This is a genomic window from Undibacterium sp. TJN25 (genome assembly GCF_049339885.1).
Taxonomy (GTDB): domain Bacteria; phylum Pseudomonadota; class Gammaproteobacteria; order Burkholderiales; family Burkholderiaceae_D; genus Undibacterium.
Genome location: NZ_JBMPPM010000002.1, coordinates 537,165 through 555,104, shown reverse-complemented (window position 1 = coordinate 555,104; position 17,940 = coordinate 537,165). Strand labels below are relative to the sequence as shown.

The window sequence follows — 17,940 nt, the reverse complement described above, 5'->3', positions numbered from 1 at the left end:
TGGAAACCAGAGCGCCGCACTCCCCGACACAGGGGGGGGCGGCGCTACCGCCTGATATTAAACGATCTTGCAGGCTTCGTCGAAAGCCAGGCGCGGCGAACGCGGGAACAGTTTTTCTACGTCGCCGTAGCCCAGGTTGCACAGGAAATTGGCCTTGACCTTGGTGCCGGCAAAAAAGGCCGCATTGACTTTTTCTGCATCAAAACCCGACATCGCACCGCAATCCAGACCCACCGCGCGGGCTGCCACGATGAAGTAGGCACCCTGCAGCGATGAGTTGCGGAATGCTGTCGCATCGATCATAGGCTGATTGCCGAGGAACCATGCGCGCGCATCTGCATGCGGGAACAGCTGCGGCAGTTTTTCATAGAACTCCATGTCCATGCCGATGATTGCCGTCACCGGCGCTGAGCGTGTCTTGTCCACATTGCCTGGGCCTACGCAGGCAACCAGCTTCTCTTTTTCGGCTTCGCTGCGTACGAATACGATACGTGCAGGCGAGGTATTCGCGGACGTAGGACCCCATTTCATCAGGTCGTAAATCTGGTGCAGTTGCGCGTCGGTGACCGGCTTGTCCTGCCATACGTTGTGGGTGCGCGCATTGGTAAACAAGGTGCCCAGGTTTTCGGTGCTTAACATAACTATCTCCAGGTGGATTCCGGCATGCTGCCATTGAGTTGATCAGGGTGTCAGTGCCCCGATAAGTGGCGGACACTGGATACCTGCGGATGATACCTGATGTTGCCGCTTTGTTCAGCCCCTGTCTTGCTCAATAGCCTGATCAAGCCCTGAACAGCGGTATGCAAATCACCGTACAATAGAGGCTGTACCGCTTTTGCAGATAATGTGATGTTTACCCCCAGCCAGCACGACGTACGCCGTTTTTTTTGCGAGACCTACCGCAAGACCAATGCCAGGGAAATTTTGACGCCGATGGAAGTCATCGCGTCCGACTGGATCAACCGCCACCCGGAATATCACGAATCGCTGAACGACGTGGAAGCCGCGCTGGAGGCCACCTATAGCGTGGATGCAGGCCAGAGCAACCCCTTCCTGCATCTATCGATGCACCTGACGATTGCCGAACAGATTTCGGTAGACCAGCCGCCCGGCGTGCGCGCCGCATTCCAGTCACTGGCACAGAAATTCAATTCCGACCATGAAGCACACCATCAGATCATGGAGTGCCTGGGCGAGATGTTATGGAACTCCCAGCGCACAGGCTTGCCGCCGGACGGTGCGGCCTATATCGATTCGCTGAAAAGGCGGGCCAGTTAGTGTGCTGCTGCGGTTAACTCCAGCGAGCCCAATAAAAAAAGCCACGATCGCTCGTGGCTTTTTGTTTCAGGCAAGGGCCTGTTATTTTTTCAGTACCAGCGTGCCCGGCAGTGTATGCAGGTAAGCTGCGATATTTTCAATATCGCTATCGTTCAATGCCTTGGCTTGCGCACCCATGATTGCGTTGCCACGACCGTTAGGGCCGTCTGCACCGCGCTGGTAGGACTTCAGCGCATGCGCCAGGTAATCCTGGTTCTGGCCGGCCAGCTTTGGATAGGATGGGTCGATCGGTGTCTTGAAATCGGCGCCATGGCAGGATGCGCAGGTGAATTTTGCAACTGCTGCCTTGCCTGCATCAACATCGCCGCCGGCAAAGGCTGCAAAAGAAGTCGCGGACAACAATGCGGCCAACAAGATATTTTTTTTCATCATCAGCTCCCGTTCTTATTTTTGTTGTTGTGAGTAGTAAGCTGCGAGGTCAGCAATATCCTGGTCGCTCAGGCTGCCGGCGATGCCGCGCATGGACGGATTCTTGCGATCACCTTTTTTATACGCATTCAATGCGCTTTCGATGTACTTGGCGGATTGGCCGCCTATCATCGGCACCTGGAACACTTCAGGAAAGGTCGCCTTGTAGCCTGGAATGGCGTGGCAACCGATACACATTGCGATTTTGTTTTCAGCAGCTTTGGCGTTGCCGACGATTTCGGCCGCGGTGGCGACCTGGGCAATACCCGCCAGAGCGAGAAGTGCAAGCAATTTTTTCATAGTAGCAGGGATAGAATTAGCAAACGAAGCGATTTGATCCAACACAATATTCTAGCCGATTAAACCCAAACTTGCAGAAAAATAGCAGCTTGACAGCTTAAAAAATCAAGACTGCTTTGGATTTTGGGCAAAAAAACAGCAGATGCCGCCAGCCTGATGCCTGCACTGCAGATGCTGTTTTGCCTGCTGCGTCGTCAAAATAGAACACTCGTTCACAAGATTCGCCGTTCTCGCTTATACTCGAAGAACTTTTAGCCCACTTTATTTTCTGCTCGCATACTATGACTCAGGCACCCCGCTTTGATGGCGCACAAAATTATGTCGCGACCGATGATCTGAAACTGGCTGTCAATGCTGCATTGACGCTGCAACGTCCTTTGCTGATCAAAGGCGAACCCGGTACCGGCAAGACCATGCTGGCGGAAGAAGTGGCAGCCGCACTGAACATGCCGCTGCTGCAATGGCATATCAAGTCCACGACCAAGGCGCAGCAGGGCCTGTACGAATACGATGCAGTATCCCGCCTGCGCGATTCGCAACTGGGCGACGAGCGTGTCAAGGATATCCATAACTACATCGTCAAGGGCGTGCTGTGGCAGGCATTTACCGCCGATGAGCCGGTCGTGCTGCTGATCGATGAAATCGATAAGGCCGACATTGAATTCCCGAACGACCTGCTGCGTGAGCTGGACCGCATGGAGTTCTACGTGTATGAAACCCGTGAGATGGTGAAGGCAGTACACCGCCCGCTGGTCATCATCACGTCCAATAATGAAAAGGAACTGCCGGATGCCTTCCTGCGCCGCTGCTTCTTCCATTACATCAAATTCCCGGACAAGGACACGATGCAGAAAATCGTGGATGTGCATTTCCCAAAATTGAAGAGCGAACTGCTGGCGCAGGCGCTGCAAACTTTTTATGAAGTGCGCGATGTCGCCGGCTTGAAGAAAAAGCCGTCTACCTCGGAGCTGATAGACTGGCTCAAGCTGCTGCTGGCCGAGGATATCCCGGCAGAAGCCTTGCGCAGCAAGGACAGCAAGACCGTCGTGCCGCCCCTGCATGGCGCGTTGCTGAAAAATGAGCAGGACGTACATCTGTTTGAGCGCCTGGTATTCATGTCGCGCACCAACCGCTGATCAGCCTGCCCCGTCAACAAGATCAACAAGCGCTGCCTCTGAGCAGCGCTTTTTTTACGTCCATTTCAGGAGGATGCCGCCGTCTGGCGTTTTACCAACACCTCCCGCGCGGCGTCGTAGATCCAGTTAAACACCAGCGTATACGGCAGGAAAAACAAGACCAGGCCGATATCCAGCAAAAATGCATTCAGCAGGCTGATATCCAGCCACCACGCCGCCATGGGTACAACCATCAGCAGCAGCCCCAGCTCAAAAGCCATCGCATGCACGATCCTGACTTTCAGATCGCGTCCGCGGCGCATGGAGCGCAGCATGCGGTCAAAGGCCATATTAAAAACGACATTCCACAGCATTGCTGCCAACGAAACAAATATTGTCAGCGTACCGGCCGCGGACAGCGATATATCCATCACACCAACCAGCAAAGGTGCGCTGATGGCGATTGCCGTCACCTCAAACAGGATTGCGTGCAGCGCCCTTTCCCACAGGCTTTTCTTGGCCATATGTGCCGTATATGCCGTGTTTGACATTTTTTTCATTGCCGTCTTTCTATCATTGCTATTGATTGCCTGCATTTTCAGCGATATCCCCGATATGTTAAAATCAATTACCATCGGCAAAACCGATGAATAGCCAATATAACAACATAAGTGGCCAACGATGCGCCCTTCCATTGAATCTCTCGCCATGTTTGCCGAGGCTGCAACGCTGGGCTCTTTCTCTGCCGCTGCGCGCAAACTCGGCAAACAGCAATCCACCGTCAGCGAAGCCATCGCCAATCTGGAAATTGACCTCGGCCTGAGCTTGTTTGACCGCAGCACGCGCCGCCCCACGTTGACCGAGCACGGCAAGGCAATGCTGCTGCATGCACAGCAGGTCATCGAGTCCAATGACCAAATGGCGCGTGCTGCGAGCCAGCTGGCCGGCGGCCTGGAGTCGCATCTGTCGCTAGTCGTATCGGATACCTACCAGGTGCCTCTGGAGCTGGTGCTGGGCGATTTTGAGCGCCGCTATCCGCATCTGGAACTTGAATGCATGGTTGCCGAACATACCGATGTCGTGGCACTGGTGCAGGAAGGACGCGCGCAACTGGGGCTGGTAGCGGCGCAACCGGATTATCCGCCCGACATAGGTTTTGAGTCCATTGCAGAGCATTCAACGATAGGCCTGTACGTTGGCAAGCGCCACCCACTGGCGACGGCAAATCGGATCAGCACCGCGCTGCTGCACCAGCACCGCGAGCTCAGGCTTAATACCTATACGGACGACGCCGTGCAGCGCCGGCGTGGCAAGGCCTGGTCTTCTTCCAGCTATCTGCTGCTGATGGAAATGGCGGAGCTAGGCTTTGGCTGGGTTGAACTGCCGAGCTGGATACGCAAGCGCTTTGCCGCAGACAGTCTGGTGGAACTGCAAGGCATGGGATGGCCAAAAAGCGTACAGGTCGATGCAGTATGGTCGCGCCGTCGCAGCCTGGGGCCTGCGGGCAGCTGGCTGCTGGATACGCTGGTGCAGACCGTGGACACGGCGAAAACCGTTCAACACAAATAAACCCACAATCAAAAAAGAGAGGACGTATCCTCTCTTTTTCTATTTTCAATCGCGGAAAAAGCCGACTACTGTGCCTGCTTCAACTGCTCCAGAATCGCCGGGTTTTCCAGCGTGGAGATATCCTGGGTGATCTCTTCTCCCTTGGCCAGCACACGTAGCAAACGCCGCATGATCTTGCCGGAGCGCGTCTTCGGCAGGTTGTCGCCGAATCGGATTTCCTTGGGCTTGGCAATCGGGCCGATTTCCTTGGCGACCCAGTTGCGCAGCTCGGTGGCGATCTGCTTGGCCTCCTCCCCGGTGGGACGGCTGCGTTTCAGCACGACGAAGGCGCAGATGGCTTCGCCTGTCGTATCGTCCGGCTTGCCTACTACCGCAGCCTCTGCCACCAGCGGATTGGCCACCAGCGCCGACTCTATCTCCATGGTGCCCATGCGGTGACCTGAGACATTCAGTACATCGTCGATACGGCCGGTGATTGTGAAGTAACCGGTATCCTTGTTGCGGATCGCGCCGTCGCCTGCCAGGTAGATGGTGCCGCCCAGCTCTTCGGGGAAGTAGCTCTTCTTGAAACGCTCATTGTCGCCCCAGATCGTGCGTATCATGGCCGGCCAGGGTTTTTTAACGACGAGGATACCGCCCTGCCCGTTCGGCAGATCATGGCCGGTTTCATCCACGATGGCCGCCATGATGCCCGGCAGAGGCAGTGTGCAGGAACCCGGCACCATCGGTGTTACGCCCGGCAAAGGCGAGATCATGTGACCGCCGGTTTCCGTCTGCCAGAAGGTGTCTGCAATCGGGCATTTCTCGCCGCCGATATGTTTGTAATACCACATCCAGGCTTCGGGATTGATAGGCTCGCCCACCGATCCGAGCAGGCGCAGCGATGTCAGGTCGTACTGTTTGGGATGAATTTTCTCATCGCCATCAGCGGCCTTGATCAGCGAGCGTATCGCTGTCGGCGCGGTATAAAAAATCGTCGCTTTATGCTTTTGTATCATGTCCCAGAAGCGGCCGGCATTCGGATAGGTAGGGATGCCCTCGAACACGATTTCGGTCGCGCCCGCTGCCAACGGGCCGTAGGTAATGTAGCTGTGGCCGGTGACCCAGCCTATGTCGGCAGTACACCAGAATACGTCGCTGGGCTTGATGTCGAAGGTCCACTTCATCGTCAGCAGCGCCCACAACAGATAGCCGCCGGAAGAATGCTGGACACCCTTGGGTTTTCCGGTGGAACCGGAGGTGTACAGAATGAACAGCGGATGCTCAGCACTGACCCATTCCGGCTCACAAACGCTGGATTGGGATGCAACCAGTTCATGCAGCCACAAATCGCGGCCGGCGGTGAAATTGATGTTGCCGCCGGTACGCTTGTACACCACGACGTCCTTGATTTTTTCGCATCCGCCCAGCGTCAACGCTTCATCCACGATGGATTTCAGCGGCAGCGATTTGCCGCCGCGCGCCTGTTCATCCGCCGTGATCACCGCAACCGCGCCCACATCAACAATACGCTCCTGCAGCGACTTGGCGGAAAAACCTCCGAACACTACCGAGTGCGTTGCACCGATACGCGCGCAGGCCTGCATGGCGACCACGCCTTCAATCGACATCGGCATGTAAATGACGACGCGGTCGCCTTTTTTAATCCCCAGGGACTTCAGGCCGTTGGCGAACTTGCAAACCTTTTCATGCAGCTCTTTGTAGCTGACGCGGGTAACGTCGCCGGAATCGGATTCAAAAATCAGCGCTGTCTTGTCGGCATTGCCGTTTTGCAGGTGCACGTCCAGGCAGTTATAGGAAACGTTCAGCAGCCCGTCTTCAAACCATTTGTAGTTCGGCGCGGCGCTTTCATCCAGCACCTTGGTGAAAGGCTTGTGCCAGTGCAGGTTTTCCTTGGCCAGACGGCCCCAGAAACCCTCATAATCTTTTTCCGCTTCTGCGCACAGCGCATTGTAGGCATCCATCCCGGAAATGTTGGCATTGGCAACAAACGCCGCAGGCGGCGAAAACACACGGGATTCCTGCTTTGCGGTTTCTATTTCTGACATAATCATCTCCAACTTGTTTTAATAATAAGCTCTACTACAGTCACGGCGGCGGCACAGATGCCTTAAAAACAGGCACTCGCGGATTGACGCTACCATATTCCGGCAGACTTACTTAGGCCTTACGTTTGCAAAGAACTACGACGAACTACAATACAGCAAGACGCTGTTTATATCAATTTCAGCAAGTAACCACGCCCTGTTTTCGCGATCCTGGGCGAGCCTGTTTACGATACCCGCTTTAGCAAATGCCTGTGCGCGTGTAAAATGGCGGCTTGATTCAAAATAAACACCGGTTCCGGTTTCCCGGCCCGGAACACACCATGCCAGAAAAAGCAGCCCCGTCCAAACTATCGCCGTTGGCCAACCTGATTTTTTTGAGCCGCTGGCTGCAGGTTCCGCTGTACCTGGGCTTGATACTCGCGCAGGGCGTGTATGTCTATCATTTCTGGTATGAACTGGTCGACCTGATCAGCGCCGCGTTTGGCAGCCAGACGGCACTGGACCACATCCTCTCCAATTTTCCCCATCTCGGCGACAAGCCCAGCAGGCTGACCGAAACCACGATCATGCTGGTGGTGCTGGGCCTCATCGACGTAGTGATGATTTCCAACCTGCTGATCATGGTGATCATCGGCGGTTATGAAACCTTCGTCTCAAAGCTGGGACTGGATGGACATCCCGATCAGCCGGAATGGCTGTCGCATGTGAATGCCTCCGTGCTGAAGGTCAAGCTGGCGATGGCGATCATCGGTATTTCGTCGATACACCTGCTGAAGACCTTTATCAATCCGGAAGCCAATGCCAACGTCTGGATTGCGCAAACCGTTATCCACGCCGTGTTCTTGCTGTCTGCGATTGCCATCGCCTATTGCGACTACATCGTCACCAAGACGCAGCATTTCAGCCCCGAGCATTAAGCCGCCCAATTTCCAGCTTCCACCTCAGTTTCCTTCCCAGCCATATAGCCAACATCATGACAGTCATCAAAAAAGCAGACCTTATTGAATCCGTCGCCGCCGCATTGCAATACATTAGCTACTACCATCCGGCCGATTACATTGCTCACCTGGCGCGCGCTTATGAAGCCGAACAAAGCCCGGCCGCGAAGGATGCAATCGCGCAGATCCTGACCAACTCCCGCATGTGCGCCGAAGGCCGCCGGCCTATCTGCCAGGATACCGGCATCGTCAATGTATTCCTGAAGATAGGCATGGAAGTACGCTTCGAAGGCTTCGGCACAGGCTCCATCACCGACGCCGTCAACGAAGGCGTGCGCCAGGGCTACGCCAATCCGGACAATGTGCTGCGCGCCTCCATCGTGGCCGATCCGCATTTTGAACGCAAGAACACCAAGGACAACACGCCGGCAGTCATCCACATGGAACTGGTGCCGGGCAATACCGTTGACGTGCAGGTCGCGGCCAAGGGCGGCGGCTCGGAAAACAAGAGCAAGTTCGTCATGCTGAACCCGTCCGATTCGCTGGTGGACTGGGTCATGAAAACCGTGCCGACCATGGGCGCGGGCTGGTGCCCGCCCGGCATGCTGGGAATAGGCATAGGCGGCACCGCAGAAAAAGCGATGCTGATGGCCAAAGAATCGCTGATGGAAGACATCGACATGTATGAGCTGCTGCAACGCGGCCCGCAAAACAAGACCGAAGAGCTGCGCATAGAATTGTGCGAAAAAATCAATGCGCTGGGCATAGGCGCGCAAGGCCTGGGCGGCCTGACCACGGTGCTGGACGTGAAGATCCGCATGCACCCTACCCATGCTGCCTCCAAGCCCGTCGCAATGATCCCCAACTGCGCGGCGACCCGCCATGCGCATTTTGTGCTGGATGGCTCAGGCCCGGTCTACATGGAGCCGCCATCATTGTCCAGCTGGCCCGATGTCAACTGGGTAGCCGATACCGAGAAATCGAAACGCATCGATCTGGATAAGCTCACCAAGGAGGAAGTCGCCTCGTGGAAGCCGGGCCAGACCCTGCTGCTGAATGGCAAGATGCTGACCGGCCGCGATGCCGCGCATAAGCGCATCCAGGACATGCTGGCAAAGGGCGAGCAATTGCCGGTGGACTTCACCAACCGCGTGATCTACTACGTAGGCCCGGTTGATCCGGTACGCGACGAAGCCGTAGGCCCGGCCGGCCCGACCACTGCTACCCGTATGGATAAATTCACCGACATGATGCTGGAAAAAACCGGCCTGATCTCGATGATAGGCAAGGCAGAGCGCGGCCCTGTCGCCATTGAATCGATCAAGAAGCACCAGTCTGCCTACCTGATGGCAGTCGGCGGCGCAGCTTACCTGGTTTCCAAGGCAATCAAGACGGCGAAGGTTGTCGGCTTTGCCGACCTGGGCATGGAAGCGATCTACGAGTTCGACGTGGTTGACATGCCTGTTACTGTCGCCGTGGACTCCAGCGGCACGTCGGTGCATAACACCGGGCCGAAAGAATGGCAGGCAAAGATAGGCAAGATCCCCGTCTCCGTCGCCTGATGCAAGCAGCACAGCCGCACGCCTCAATCGCCAATGCGCCTATCGGCGTATTCGACTCCGGCGTGGGCGGCTTGTCGGTGCTGCAGCATATCCGGCAACTGCTCCCGCATGAATCCCTGCTGTACTTTGCCGATTCCGGCTTTGCGCCGTATGGCGACAAGCCGGAAGCCGTGATCGTCCAGCGCTCGCTGGCAATCGCGCAGTTCTTGCTGGTCCAAGGCATCAAGGCGCTGGTAGTTGCGTGCAATACTGCCACCGCCGCGGCGATTGCGGCGATCAGGCAGGCGCACCCGTCCCTGATCGTCATCGGCGTGGAGCCGGGATTAAAGCCCGCTATCGCTCTCAGCAAGACCGGCATCATCGGCGTCATGGCAACCCGCCGCACGCTGGAGAGTCAGAAGTTCATCGCCCTGAAGACGCAACTCAGCAAAGAGAGCAAAGTCAGCTTCTTGCCGCAAGCCTGCGTCGGTCTCGCAGACCAGATAGAAAAAGGTGAGCTGCAGTCTCAGGCCACCGCGCTGCTGTTGCAGCGTTATGTCGCGCCATTAATAGCACAAGGCGCCGATACGCTGGTGCTTGGATGCACCCACTACCCGTTCGTATTGCCGTTGATACGGCAATTGCTCCAGCAATCGGGCAAGCAGGCATCCGATGTCAGCATTGTCGATACCGGCGATGCGGTGGCGCGCCACCTGCAAAGACTGCTTATGCAAGACTGCTGCCTGCATGCAGCTGGCAGCCCGGGCACACTGGGCACTTATACAACAGGCCCGCGCTCCGGACTGAGCAATGCCTTACACAATCTGCTGAAATTGGATGATGCAAAAGAGCTGGTGCAAGCCCTGGCATTGGCCTGAGCCGCTTGCCTGTGGATGAAGCAAGCATTACATTTTATGACTTTAGTGCAATTTACATTTGCCAGATGCGTAAAAACCTCGTATAATTCTTTGCTTTCCTGATGCAAAACAGGGAAGAGAAGTTAGCAGAAAATCAGTGGTGGCCGTAGCTCAGTTGGTAGAGTCCAGGATTGTGATTCCTGTTGTCGTGGGTTCGAGCCCCATCGGTCACCCCACTTGATTTGGGCATAAGCTTCAAAACTAAGCGCACTTTTTAGTGCGCTTTTGTTTTGTGCGTTTGCTTTGTGCATCGGCTCGTTGAGGCTAATGTAAAAACAAAAAGCGGCTCATTCAGCCACTTTTCTCCTGCAACCCGGATATCAATTATCCCAGTCGTCGCCTCCACCGCCCCCACCTGCATCATCCCACGAACTGTTGTCGGAAACGCCGAAGTCGGTGCCGCCCATGTCATCGTTGCGCGTCAGGTCAACAGGCCGGTCATTGTTGGCCAGATACTGGTCGGACAGGCCGGATGCCCTTTCGTGCCTGTCACCGTCGGTAAAGTGGTGCATCAACGCTTCGCCGGCCACCATCCCCGCACCGACAGCCGCACCGGTTGCCAAACCGCCCATGATGCCCGAGCCTATGCCGCCGCCGGTCATGCCGGGCTGCTGCGGGTAAGCTTGCGGATAGCCATTAGGCGCATAGCCTTGCTGCATAGGATTAACGGTGCCATACCGATTGCCGCCGCCTGGGCCGTACACCGCAGGCCTGCTGCTGTTCCTGCGGACGAAAAAGATGATCAGCGCCAATGCGCCGACCCCGAGGATGATAATACCCCACGGCATGCCGGAGCCACCCTGTTCATACGCATTTCCCTGACGGATTGCGGGTGCCGGTGAATTCATTTGCGATTGCGCGCGCTGCTGTTGCGCCTCTGCCCTATCAGCCTTGTTCAGCAAGGTTTTCAACTCCTGCACCGCGGCCGGTTTGGCGAAAGGCAAGCCGGGCGCCAGGCGCTCGGCTGTTGCCAACTCTATTTCAGCCTGGGAAAAACGCCCCTGTTTTGCCGATAATTCCGCTTCGACAAAATGTGCCTTGGCGCTATTGGGATGATCGTGCAATACTTTTTGCATCATTTCCTGGGCCTCGCCCAGTTTGCCGGCATCCGCGGCCTGATACACCTGGTGCAGCGTCGGCTCGTCCGCCGCCATGGCAGGCACGGCAACACCGGCCAGCATCGCAGAGGCAAGCAATATTGCGGCTAAGGAAGGGAAAGCGGTTTTGGTGGTCATGGCTATGCTCCTTGAACTAGTCCCGCCTTCAAGATGCAGGCAGGGATAGTCGTATCTGCGTGCGGCGCTGGCAAATTCAAGGCATGCGGTAGAAGGCAACTTGTATCAAATTGCTTCAACGCTTATCGCAGCGAAAAACAAGCTGGTGAATCCCAGCCTTATAGAAACCCCAGTATCGCCGCCTTGATCACGCCGGCAGTCTTGTTGTTGGCGCCCAGCTTGACCAGGGCGTTATTGACGTGGAAATTGACGGTGCGTTCCGATATGCACATGATGTTGCCGACCTCTCCCGAGGTTTTTCCATCCGCACTCCAGCGCAGTACTTCCACCTCCCGGGTGGTCAGCTGGGTTTCCGCTTCCGGCAGGAACTTGGGCACCAGCACGCGCGACAGCGCTTCATGCGCCGTTTGTGCCAGCCAGGACTTTTGCAGTGCGCGATTACGCAACTCTTTAAAAGACGTGTACGAACGCGAACGCGCAAGCGTCAGCATGCCCACGATGCCGCGGGCATCGTGACTGGACTGCGCCCAGCCGGCCTGCAGACCGTGGGCGCGCGCGTCTTCCCAGAATTTGGTGCTGCCGGTATGTTCCTCGCCGGACCAGATGTAGGGCGTGATTGAGTGCATATCGTGCAAGGTGTTGTCGACCGAATGGTAATAGTCGTCGAGATAATGCCGCTGCCATTGCTGCGGCTGGCTGCTCAGCATGATGATGCGCGGCTGCGCGAGCGGCAAGGGCATGCGCATGCCGTAGGCACAATAATCGAATCCCAGTTCATCGGCGATCTGCGACAAGGCGCTGAGAAAATCGCCTTCGCTGTGGGTCTCCGTAAGCAACTGTATTTGTTCTTCTTGCCAGCTACGCATATCTGATCCCTCTCGCAAGCCGATTTCAAATAGACAATCTCCGCAGGCTTCATACTAGAATATTTTTCATTAGAAATCCTTAATAAATAATTAATTTACGTTTAATTGTTGTAAATTTATTTTTGTCGTAATTATTGAAGACAACCGTACGTCCAATATAGGAGAGAAATAATAATTTGGCATTCACTCCTGTCAACTTTGACAGTTACATAAGTCTAGGAAATTGTATTCAATGAAACAACAGCAACGTCCAACCACCGAGAAGGATGCATGATGTATAACAAATATTCGGAAAAAATCGCTCTTGCTGTCGTCTCTACTTTATGTGTTTGCCAACTATCCGGCGCTGCGACGGTTACGGCTACGATGACCAATACAGTCACGATTGCCAATAGCTGCACCGTCAGTACGACGGGGTTTACCACCACGTACGACCCTCTCAGCCTGAATGCCGCCACCAACCAGGACGTTACTGCAACCGTCACTACCAGCTGCACGCTGTTAATACCTGCAGTCATTACGCTTGGGCAAGGCTCGCATGCGGCGTCCGGCTCTACCGACATCGTCCCATTAAGGCGGCTGGCAAATGCCGGCAATACCGCTTTTCTGAATTACTCGCTGTACCAGGACTCCGGCCGTGGTACCACATGGGGTAATACAGCGCTGACGGGCGTTGCCATTGTCGGTACGGGTGCAAGTGCCGCCAGCACGGTCTACGCGCGTATTCCGTCAGGACAAAGCCCTGGCGCAATAGGCAGCTTCACCGATGCGGTGCTGGTCACGGTCACATATTGATTTTGGCTGAGGACCGAGGCTATACGCCTCTTGCGGCAATAAAACGGATAAAAAAATGATAGTAAAGCCATCCTTCCGTTCTCTATTGGTGAAGTGTCTTGTGCTGGCAATGATGGGGCAGGCGGTTACTGCATTGGCGGCCGCGTTCAATATCAACCCCGTCAGGTTCCAGTTGAAGTCTTCCCGCGCCGTTGCCGTCATCCAGATATCGAATCCGACCGATGAACCGGTGCGGCTGCAAATCAACGCGCTCGACTGGACCACTGACGGCACCAAGGAAGTGCTGACGGATACTGACGATCTTTTGGTCAATCCGCCGATTTTTCTGCTGGCGCCTAACAAGACCCAATACGTGCGCTTTGGCCTGAGGACGGCGCCCGATGCGGAACCGTCCACGGAAAAATCCTACCGCCTGATGGTAGAGGAAGTGCCGACCGAGACTGCCGCCACCGGCATCCGCACCTTGCTGCGCTTCAGTCTGCCGGTATTTTTTTCGCCGAAAGAAAAAGAAGAACAGCTCAGCTGGAAACTCAGGAAACAGGGGAAACAATTCAGCCTAGTCGCAATCAATGCCGGCAATGTGCATGCCAAGATCAATGCGCTCACGCTGAGTGATGATGGCAAGAAGCCTGCATTGAAGGTTACGTCGCCCAGCTACGTGCTCCCCGGCCAGCATAAGGAATGGCCGCTGGAATCAGTTCCCTCCTCCACAAAATTCAGATTGGAATTCCAGAACGAAGATGGCGAGAAAGAGGAAATTCTCATTCAGGGCATTGAGTAGGTTTTTGTTGGGGTGCCTGCTTTGCTACTGGTTTCCACTTTTTGCAGCGGAAGACTCTTACTATCAGAAACAGGAACTGCTGCTGTCGGTCATCGTCAATGACAAGGAGACGTCCGGTGTGGTCAGGTTCATCCAGACAACGGATTACCGCCTGCTTGCTCCCGAAAGCTTGTTCCAGGAAGCGCGATTGAAAATTCCTTCAGAAAATAGCGGACTGGCCGAACTGCGGCGCCACAATGAAAATTATTTTTTCCTCGATGGCATACCTTCCGTGCATACCATGACGGACCAGGAAACACAGACCATACGCATCAAGGTTCCCAGCGATGCCTTCGTGACGACCGACTACGACCTGAACACGCTGACCCAGCGGAAAGGCGCCAAACTGTCCGATGTCGGCGGATTTTTCAACTACGATCTGGATTACCTGAAAACCAGCGGCCTTAACAACCTGTCCGGCATATTTGAGGTTGGCGTGTTTGACGGCGCCGGCACCTTTACCAGCCGCATGATAGGCCGCAGCCAGAACGGCGCCAACACGCTGTACCGGCTGGACAGCCAGTACTCCAGGGACTTCCCGGAAGACATGAGCGTATTGGTGATAGGCGACAGCGTAACAGCCGCGACGCCGTTTTCGCGCCAGTACTACTTCGGCGGGGTGCAATGGCGCACCAAATTTGAAACCAATCCTGGCTACCAGTACCTGCCCTTGCCGCTAATGCGCGGCACTGCCGCCTCGCCTTCTACGGTCGATATCTATGTCGATAATGTATTGAGGATGCGCCAGAATGTCGATACCGGCCCTTTCGCCATCAATAACCTGCCGGTCTTTACCGGCCAGGGCAACGTGCAGATGGTAGTCCGCGACGTGCTTGGCCGGCAGCAGCTCTACACGCAAAGCTATATCAACAGTGCGCAGTTGTTACGCTCCGGCGTGAAAGACTATTCATTTGAACTGGGCGCGCTGCACGATGATTTTGGCCAGCAGAGCAACTCCTACGGGCGCGCATTCGCTTCTGCCAATATGCGGTACGGATACTCGAACCAGCTGACCGTGCAAGGCAATGCCAACGTGATGCGCGAGAAACAGGCACTGGGCCTGGCGCTGACCTACGCCATCAAGGACATAGGCCTGCTCAGCGGCGGACTGGGCTATAGCCGCGCAAAGATAGGCAACGACCTGCTGACCTATATCCAGTATGACCGGCAGAGCCTGAATAACAGTTTCTCGCTGCGGGTCCAGAAAGCGGGGAAAAGCTACTGGCAAGCCACGGTAACGGATACGGATCTGGCGCCTTCGCTGGAAATCCAGTTGCAGGACACCATAACGCTGACCAAAAAGATGTCTATTACCGCCGGCTATCTGAAGCAAAAAAACCGCGGCCAGCCGAACCTGGCAACCATCAACGCCGGTCTGAACCTGAACTTCGACAACGGCAGCTTGCTGAATTTCGGAGTGATCAAGACCGTCAGCGACACCAGGGATATTGCCGCCAATGCGCTCTTCGTCATCCCGCTGGAAAACTACCGCCTGCTGCAACTGTCCGCCAACCGGCAGAATGGCAACAAACAGATCAGCGCACTGTATCAAAGGACGGCGCCGGTGGAAGGTGGCTGGGGGTACCGGGTCCAGAAGAGCCTGTTTGATTATCAGACCACCGATGCCGGCATCAACTATCTGGGGCAATACGGCCAGGCGTCGCTCAATGCCAACCGCGCGGGCAGCACGAGCAACTTTGAGGCCACTGCTCGCGGAGGCATGGCCTTCCTTGGGGGACACCTGCGGGCATCTCGCTGGATCACCGACAGCTTCGCCGTGGTGGAAGTGCCGATCAAGGACCCCGTCGACATCTATGCGAACAACCGCTGGGTGGCCCGCACCGATGCGGACGGCGTCGGCTTCATTCCCAACCTGATTCCTTATGAAGACAATAAGATCTATCTGCAGGGCGATGCGCTGCCATTGAAGATGACGCTTGAGCTCGATGAAAGATATGTGACGCCGAGCTCCAGGTCCGGCGTACTGCTGAAGTTCGCGGCGAAGGAGAACAGCAGCGCCACCATCATCCTGCAGGACGACACCGGCGATCCCCTGCCCTCCGGCACTTTCGTGACATTGATAGAGGCCAACCAGTCCACCGCAATAGGCCTGGTTGCATTGCGCGGCAAGATATTTTTTCCGGAAGTCAGCTTTCCCGGTACGCTTTATGTGGACACGTCGAAATTCAAATGCGAGATTGTCATCAACGCCAGGCCCGGGCCGGAAGGCTTCCCCGTACTCGGCCCCTACACCTGCAACAAACTGAGCCAATGAAGACCATATTCAAGTCCGCGTTCCTGCTGGCGATATCCGTGCTGGCACAACAGGGTCATGCGGCGGGCATTACCGTCAGCCTGTGCGGCGGCAGCGCTACCGGAGTGGCATTCGGCAGCTACAATCCGTTAAACTCGGCCGATACCGACAGCAACGGCAGCATCACTTTCGGCTGCGTTGCCGCAGGCGTGGGCACCTTCACCTATACGATCTCCATCAGTGCTACCAATGGAACAGTAAGCGGACGGCAACTGAAATCCGGCAGCAACCTGATTTCTTATAACCTATTCCAGGATATGAACCGCACCCAGATCTGGGGAGACGGCACCAGCGGCACTTCGGTTTTTTCCGCGACCGTGCCGGTTGCCGTGGTGGGGATTTTCAGCAATACCTACACCGTGTTTGGCCGCATTCCGGCATTGCAAAACAAACCTGCCGGCAGCTATACCGACACGGTCACCGTCACCTTCACCTTTTAGCATTACAACTGCAGCGACGGCGGCGGCAGATTCAAGGTTCAGGTTTTTGCCGTGGCCCGCAGGCTATCTTTGTCAAAACCGGCCAGCCTTTTATATTTCAATGAAATTTCTTCCAGCTTTTCCTGTGGAATCACGTCATTCACATGGTGAAACCCCTGGGGGGCGCGCTCTTCCGCCAGCTGCATCACCTGTTCAGGGCCGTTCATGCGGTTGCGCAGCACGATGCCGGTGGTCTTGGGCAGGCGCTCAGCTTCATACTCGCGCAGCGCGTACAGAATGTCGGGGTTGCCGGCCAGGCAATCGGCCAGGTAGCGTGCATCCAGAATTGCCTGGGCGCTGCCGTTGGAACCGATGGGATACATAGGGTGTGCTGCGTCCCCCAGCAGGCTTACCCGGTCGAAGGTCCAGCGCGGCAGAGGGTCGCGGTCTACCAGCGGAAATTCGTACACTTCCTTGGCCTCGTTGATGATGGAAGGGATGTCTATCCAATCCCATTTCCAATCGGCAAAAGCGGGGCTGAACACCCCTTTGTCGACCTTCCTGTTCCAGTCGGTCTTTGGCAGTTCGCCGTTCGGCACTTTCAATTCCGCAATCCAGTTGATCAGTGAACGCCCTTCGCGCCGCAAGGGCTCCGATATTGGATAGGCGACAAATTTCTGGTCCTGGTAACCGGCCATGAACATGCTGCGCCCGTCCATGTAGGGCGGCGCTTCTGTGATGCCGCGCCACAGCATGCGTCCGGAAAAACGCGGCAGGTCGCCGGTGGGGTACAAAAATTTGCGGACGGCCGAGTGTATGCCGTCGGCGCCGATCAGGATATCGGAATCCACGTTGATTTCCGTATTGTCGGCACGGCGCAGCCACGTGGAAGTGACCTTATTGCCGTCCTGAACAAAGGACTGGAATACATGCCCCTGATGGATATGTTCTCTGCCTAAACGTTCAATCGCGGTATCCAGCAGATTCATCTGCAGTTCGCCGCGATGGATGGAAAACTGCGGTGAACCATAGCCGGCGGCGCGGCCGCGCGGTTCCGTCCAGATCTGCTGGCCGAATTTATTGAAATAACTGAGGCTGGAAGTCTGTATCGCGTGCTGGGACAGGCAGTCCTCCAGGCCCAGTTCGCACAGTTGCTGGCTGGCGTGCGGCAGCAGGTTGATGCCGACACCCAGCGGCTTGATCTCGCTGACGGCTTCGAATATCTCAACGTCCATGCCGCGCTCGCGCAGCATCAGGCCTAAAACCAGGCCGCCGATGCCGGCGCCTGCAATTACTACTTTCATGCTTGTCTCCTGT

18 protein-coding genes and 1 tRNA gene are annotated in these 17,940 nt (G+C 55.9%); 11 read left to right on the top strand and 8 right to left on the bottom strand.

Going from position 1 to position 17,940, the window contains the following annotated elements; all coding sequences use genetic code 11:
- Positions 1–57: 57 nt before the first annotated feature.
- A complete protein-coding gene (locus ACO0LO_RS06240) occupies positions 58–639 on the bottom strand; it encodes a malonic semialdehyde reductase (RefSeq protein WP_422963328.1) in 582 nt (193 codons plus the stop codon).
- A gap of 210 nt (positions 640–849) precedes the next feature.
- Between ACO0LO_RS06240 and ACO0LO_RS06235 the strand changes: the two genes are divergently transcribed.
- Positions 850–1,278 carry a DUF1841 family protein gene (locus ACO0LO_RS06235; protein ID WP_422963327.1) on the top strand — a complete coding sequence of 143 codons (429 nt, stop codon included), beginning with the start codon at positions 850–852 and terminating at the stop codon, positions 1,276–1,278.
- An 81-nt stretch (positions 1,279–1,359) separates the two neighbouring features.
- Here ACO0LO_RS06235 and ACO0LO_RS06230 read toward each other — a convergent pair whose 3' ends face one another.
- Together ACO0LO_RS06230 and ACO0LO_RS06225 are read right to left on the bottom strand one after the other, a co-directional pair.
- Positions 1,360–1,707, bottom strand: coding sequence for a c-type cytochrome (locus ACO0LO_RS06230; protein ID WP_422963489.1), 348 nt, complete (start codon positions 1,705–1,707; stop codon positions 1,360–1,362).
- Between the two features lie 15 nt (positions 1,708–1,722).
- Positions 1,723–2,046: a c-type cytochrome gene (locus ACO0LO_RS06225; RefSeq protein ID WP_422963488.1), complete on the bottom strand. Its 324-nt coding sequence runs from the start codon at positions 2,044–2,046 to the stop codon at positions 1,723–1,725.
- A 281-nt stretch (positions 2,047–2,327) separates the two neighbouring features.
- Here ACO0LO_RS06225 and ACO0LO_RS06220 point away from each other — a divergent pair, with 281 nt between their 5' ends.
- The gene (locus ACO0LO_RS06220) at positions 2,328–3,182 is read left to right on the top strand and encodes an AAA family ATPase (RefSeq protein WP_422963326.1); all 855 of its coding nucleotides are present in this window, start codon (positions 2,328–2,330) and stop codon (positions 3,180–3,182) included.
- Between the two features lie 65 nt (positions 3,183–3,247).
- Here the strand turns inward: ACO0LO_RS06220 and ACO0LO_RS06215 are convergent, their stop codons facing one another.
- Complete coding sequence (locus ACO0LO_RS06215; RefSeq protein ID WP_422963325.1) at positions 3,248–3,712, bottom strand: multidrug/biocide efflux PACE transporter; 465 nt, start codon at positions 3,710–3,712, stop codon at positions 3,248–3,250.
- 130 nt (positions 3,713–3,842) lie between these two features.
- Between ACO0LO_RS06215 and ACO0LO_RS06210 the strand changes: the two genes are divergently transcribed.
- Positions 3,843–4,730, top strand: coding sequence for a LysR family transcriptional regulator (locus ACO0LO_RS06210; protein ID WP_422963324.1), 888 nt, complete (start codon positions 3,843–3,845; stop codon positions 4,728–4,730).
- Between the two features lie 65 nt (positions 4,731–4,795).
- Here the strand turns inward: ACO0LO_RS06210 and acs are convergent, their stop codons facing one another.
- Entirely contained in the window at positions 4,796–6,778 is a 1,983-nt protein-coding gene (gene acs / locus ACO0LO_RS06205) for an acetate--CoA ligase (protein WP_422963323.1), read from the bottom strand.
- Between the two features lie 320 nt (positions 6,779–7,098).
- Here acs and ACO0LO_RS06200 point away from each other — a divergent pair, with 320 nt between their 5' ends.
- The 4 genes from ACO0LO_RS06200 (at position 7,099) to ACO0LO_RS06185 (ending at position 10,350) form a co-directional block, all read left to right on the top strand.
- Positions 7,099–7,695, top strand: coding sequence for a YqhA family protein (locus tag ACO0LO_RS06200; RefSeq protein ID WP_422963322.1), 597 nt, complete (start codon positions 7,099–7,101; stop codon positions 7,693–7,695).
- Positions 7,696–7,751: 56 nt separating this feature from the next.
- A complete protein-coding gene (locus tag ACO0LO_RS06195) occupies positions 7,752–9,278 on the top strand; it encodes a fumarate hydratase (RefSeq protein ID WP_422963321.1) in 1,527 nt (508 codons plus the stop codon).
- Positions 9,278–10,135 carry a glutamate racemase gene (murI, locus tag ACO0LO_RS06190; protein ID WP_422963320.1) on the top strand — a complete coding sequence of 286 codons (858 nt, stop codon included), beginning with the start codon at positions 9,278–9,280 and terminating at the stop codon, positions 10,133–10,135. Before ACO0LO_RS06195 ends, murI begins: the two co-directional genes overlap by 1 nt.
- Before the next feature lie 139 nt (positions 10,136–10,274).
- Positions 10,275–10,350 (top strand) — tRNA-His (locus ACO0LO_RS06185).
- 144 nt (positions 10,351–10,494) lie between these two features.
- On the opposite strand, the gene ACO0LO_RS06180 is transcribed toward ACO0LO_RS06185, so the two are convergent.
- Complete coding sequence (locus ACO0LO_RS06180; RefSeq protein ID WP_422963319.1) at positions 10,495–11,409, bottom strand: tetratricopeptide repeat protein; 915 nt, start codon at positions 11,407–11,409, stop codon at positions 10,495–10,497.
- 158 nt (positions 11,410–11,567) lie between these two features.
- On the bottom strand, positions 11,568–12,275 hold the full coding sequence (locus ACO0LO_RS06175) for a LuxR family transcriptional regulator (RefSeq protein ID WP_422963318.1): 708 nt from the start codon (positions 12,273–12,275) through the stop codon (positions 11,568–11,570).
- Between the two features lie 366 nt (positions 12,276–12,641).
- Between ACO0LO_RS06175 and ACO0LO_RS06170 the strand changes: the two genes are divergently transcribed.
- Genes ACO0LO_RS06170 through ACO0LO_RS06155 form a run of 4 tightly spaced genes read left to right on the top strand, consistent with a single transcriptional unit; the run spans position 12,642 to position 16,644 of the window.
- Entirely contained in the window at positions 12,642–13,070 is a 429-nt protein-coding gene (locus ACO0LO_RS06170) for a Csu type fimbrial protein (RefSeq protein ID WP_422963317.1), read from the top strand.
- 55 nt (positions 13,071–13,125) lie between these two features.
- Positions 13,126–13,851 (top strand): fimbrial biogenesis chaperone, encoded by a 726-nt coding sequence (locus tag ACO0LO_RS06165; protein ID WP_422963316.1) that lies wholly within the window; start codon positions 13,126–13,128, stop codon positions 13,849–13,851.
- Positions 13,852–13,858: 7 nt separating this feature from the next.
- Positions 13,859–16,165: a fimbria/pilus outer membrane usher protein gene (locus tag ACO0LO_RS06160; protein ID WP_422963315.1), complete on the top strand. Its 2,307-nt coding sequence runs from the start codon at positions 13,859–13,861 to the stop codon at positions 16,163–16,165.
- On the top strand, positions 16,162–16,644 hold the full coding sequence (locus ACO0LO_RS06155) for a spore coat protein U domain-containing protein (protein ID WP_422963314.1): 483 nt from the start codon (positions 16,162–16,164) through the stop codon (positions 16,642–16,644). The genes ACO0LO_RS06160 and ACO0LO_RS06155 overlap by 4 nt, the downstream gene beginning before the upstream one ends.
- Positions 16,645–16,682: 38 nt before the next feature.
- Here ACO0LO_RS06155 and ACO0LO_RS06150 read toward each other — a convergent pair whose 3' ends face one another.
- Positions 16,683–17,927, bottom strand: coding sequence for a flavin-dependent oxidoreductase (locus ACO0LO_RS06150; RefSeq protein WP_422963313.1), 1,245 nt, complete (start codon positions 17,925–17,927; stop codon positions 16,683–16,685).
- Between the last annotated feature and the right edge of the window lie 13 nt (positions 17,928–17,940).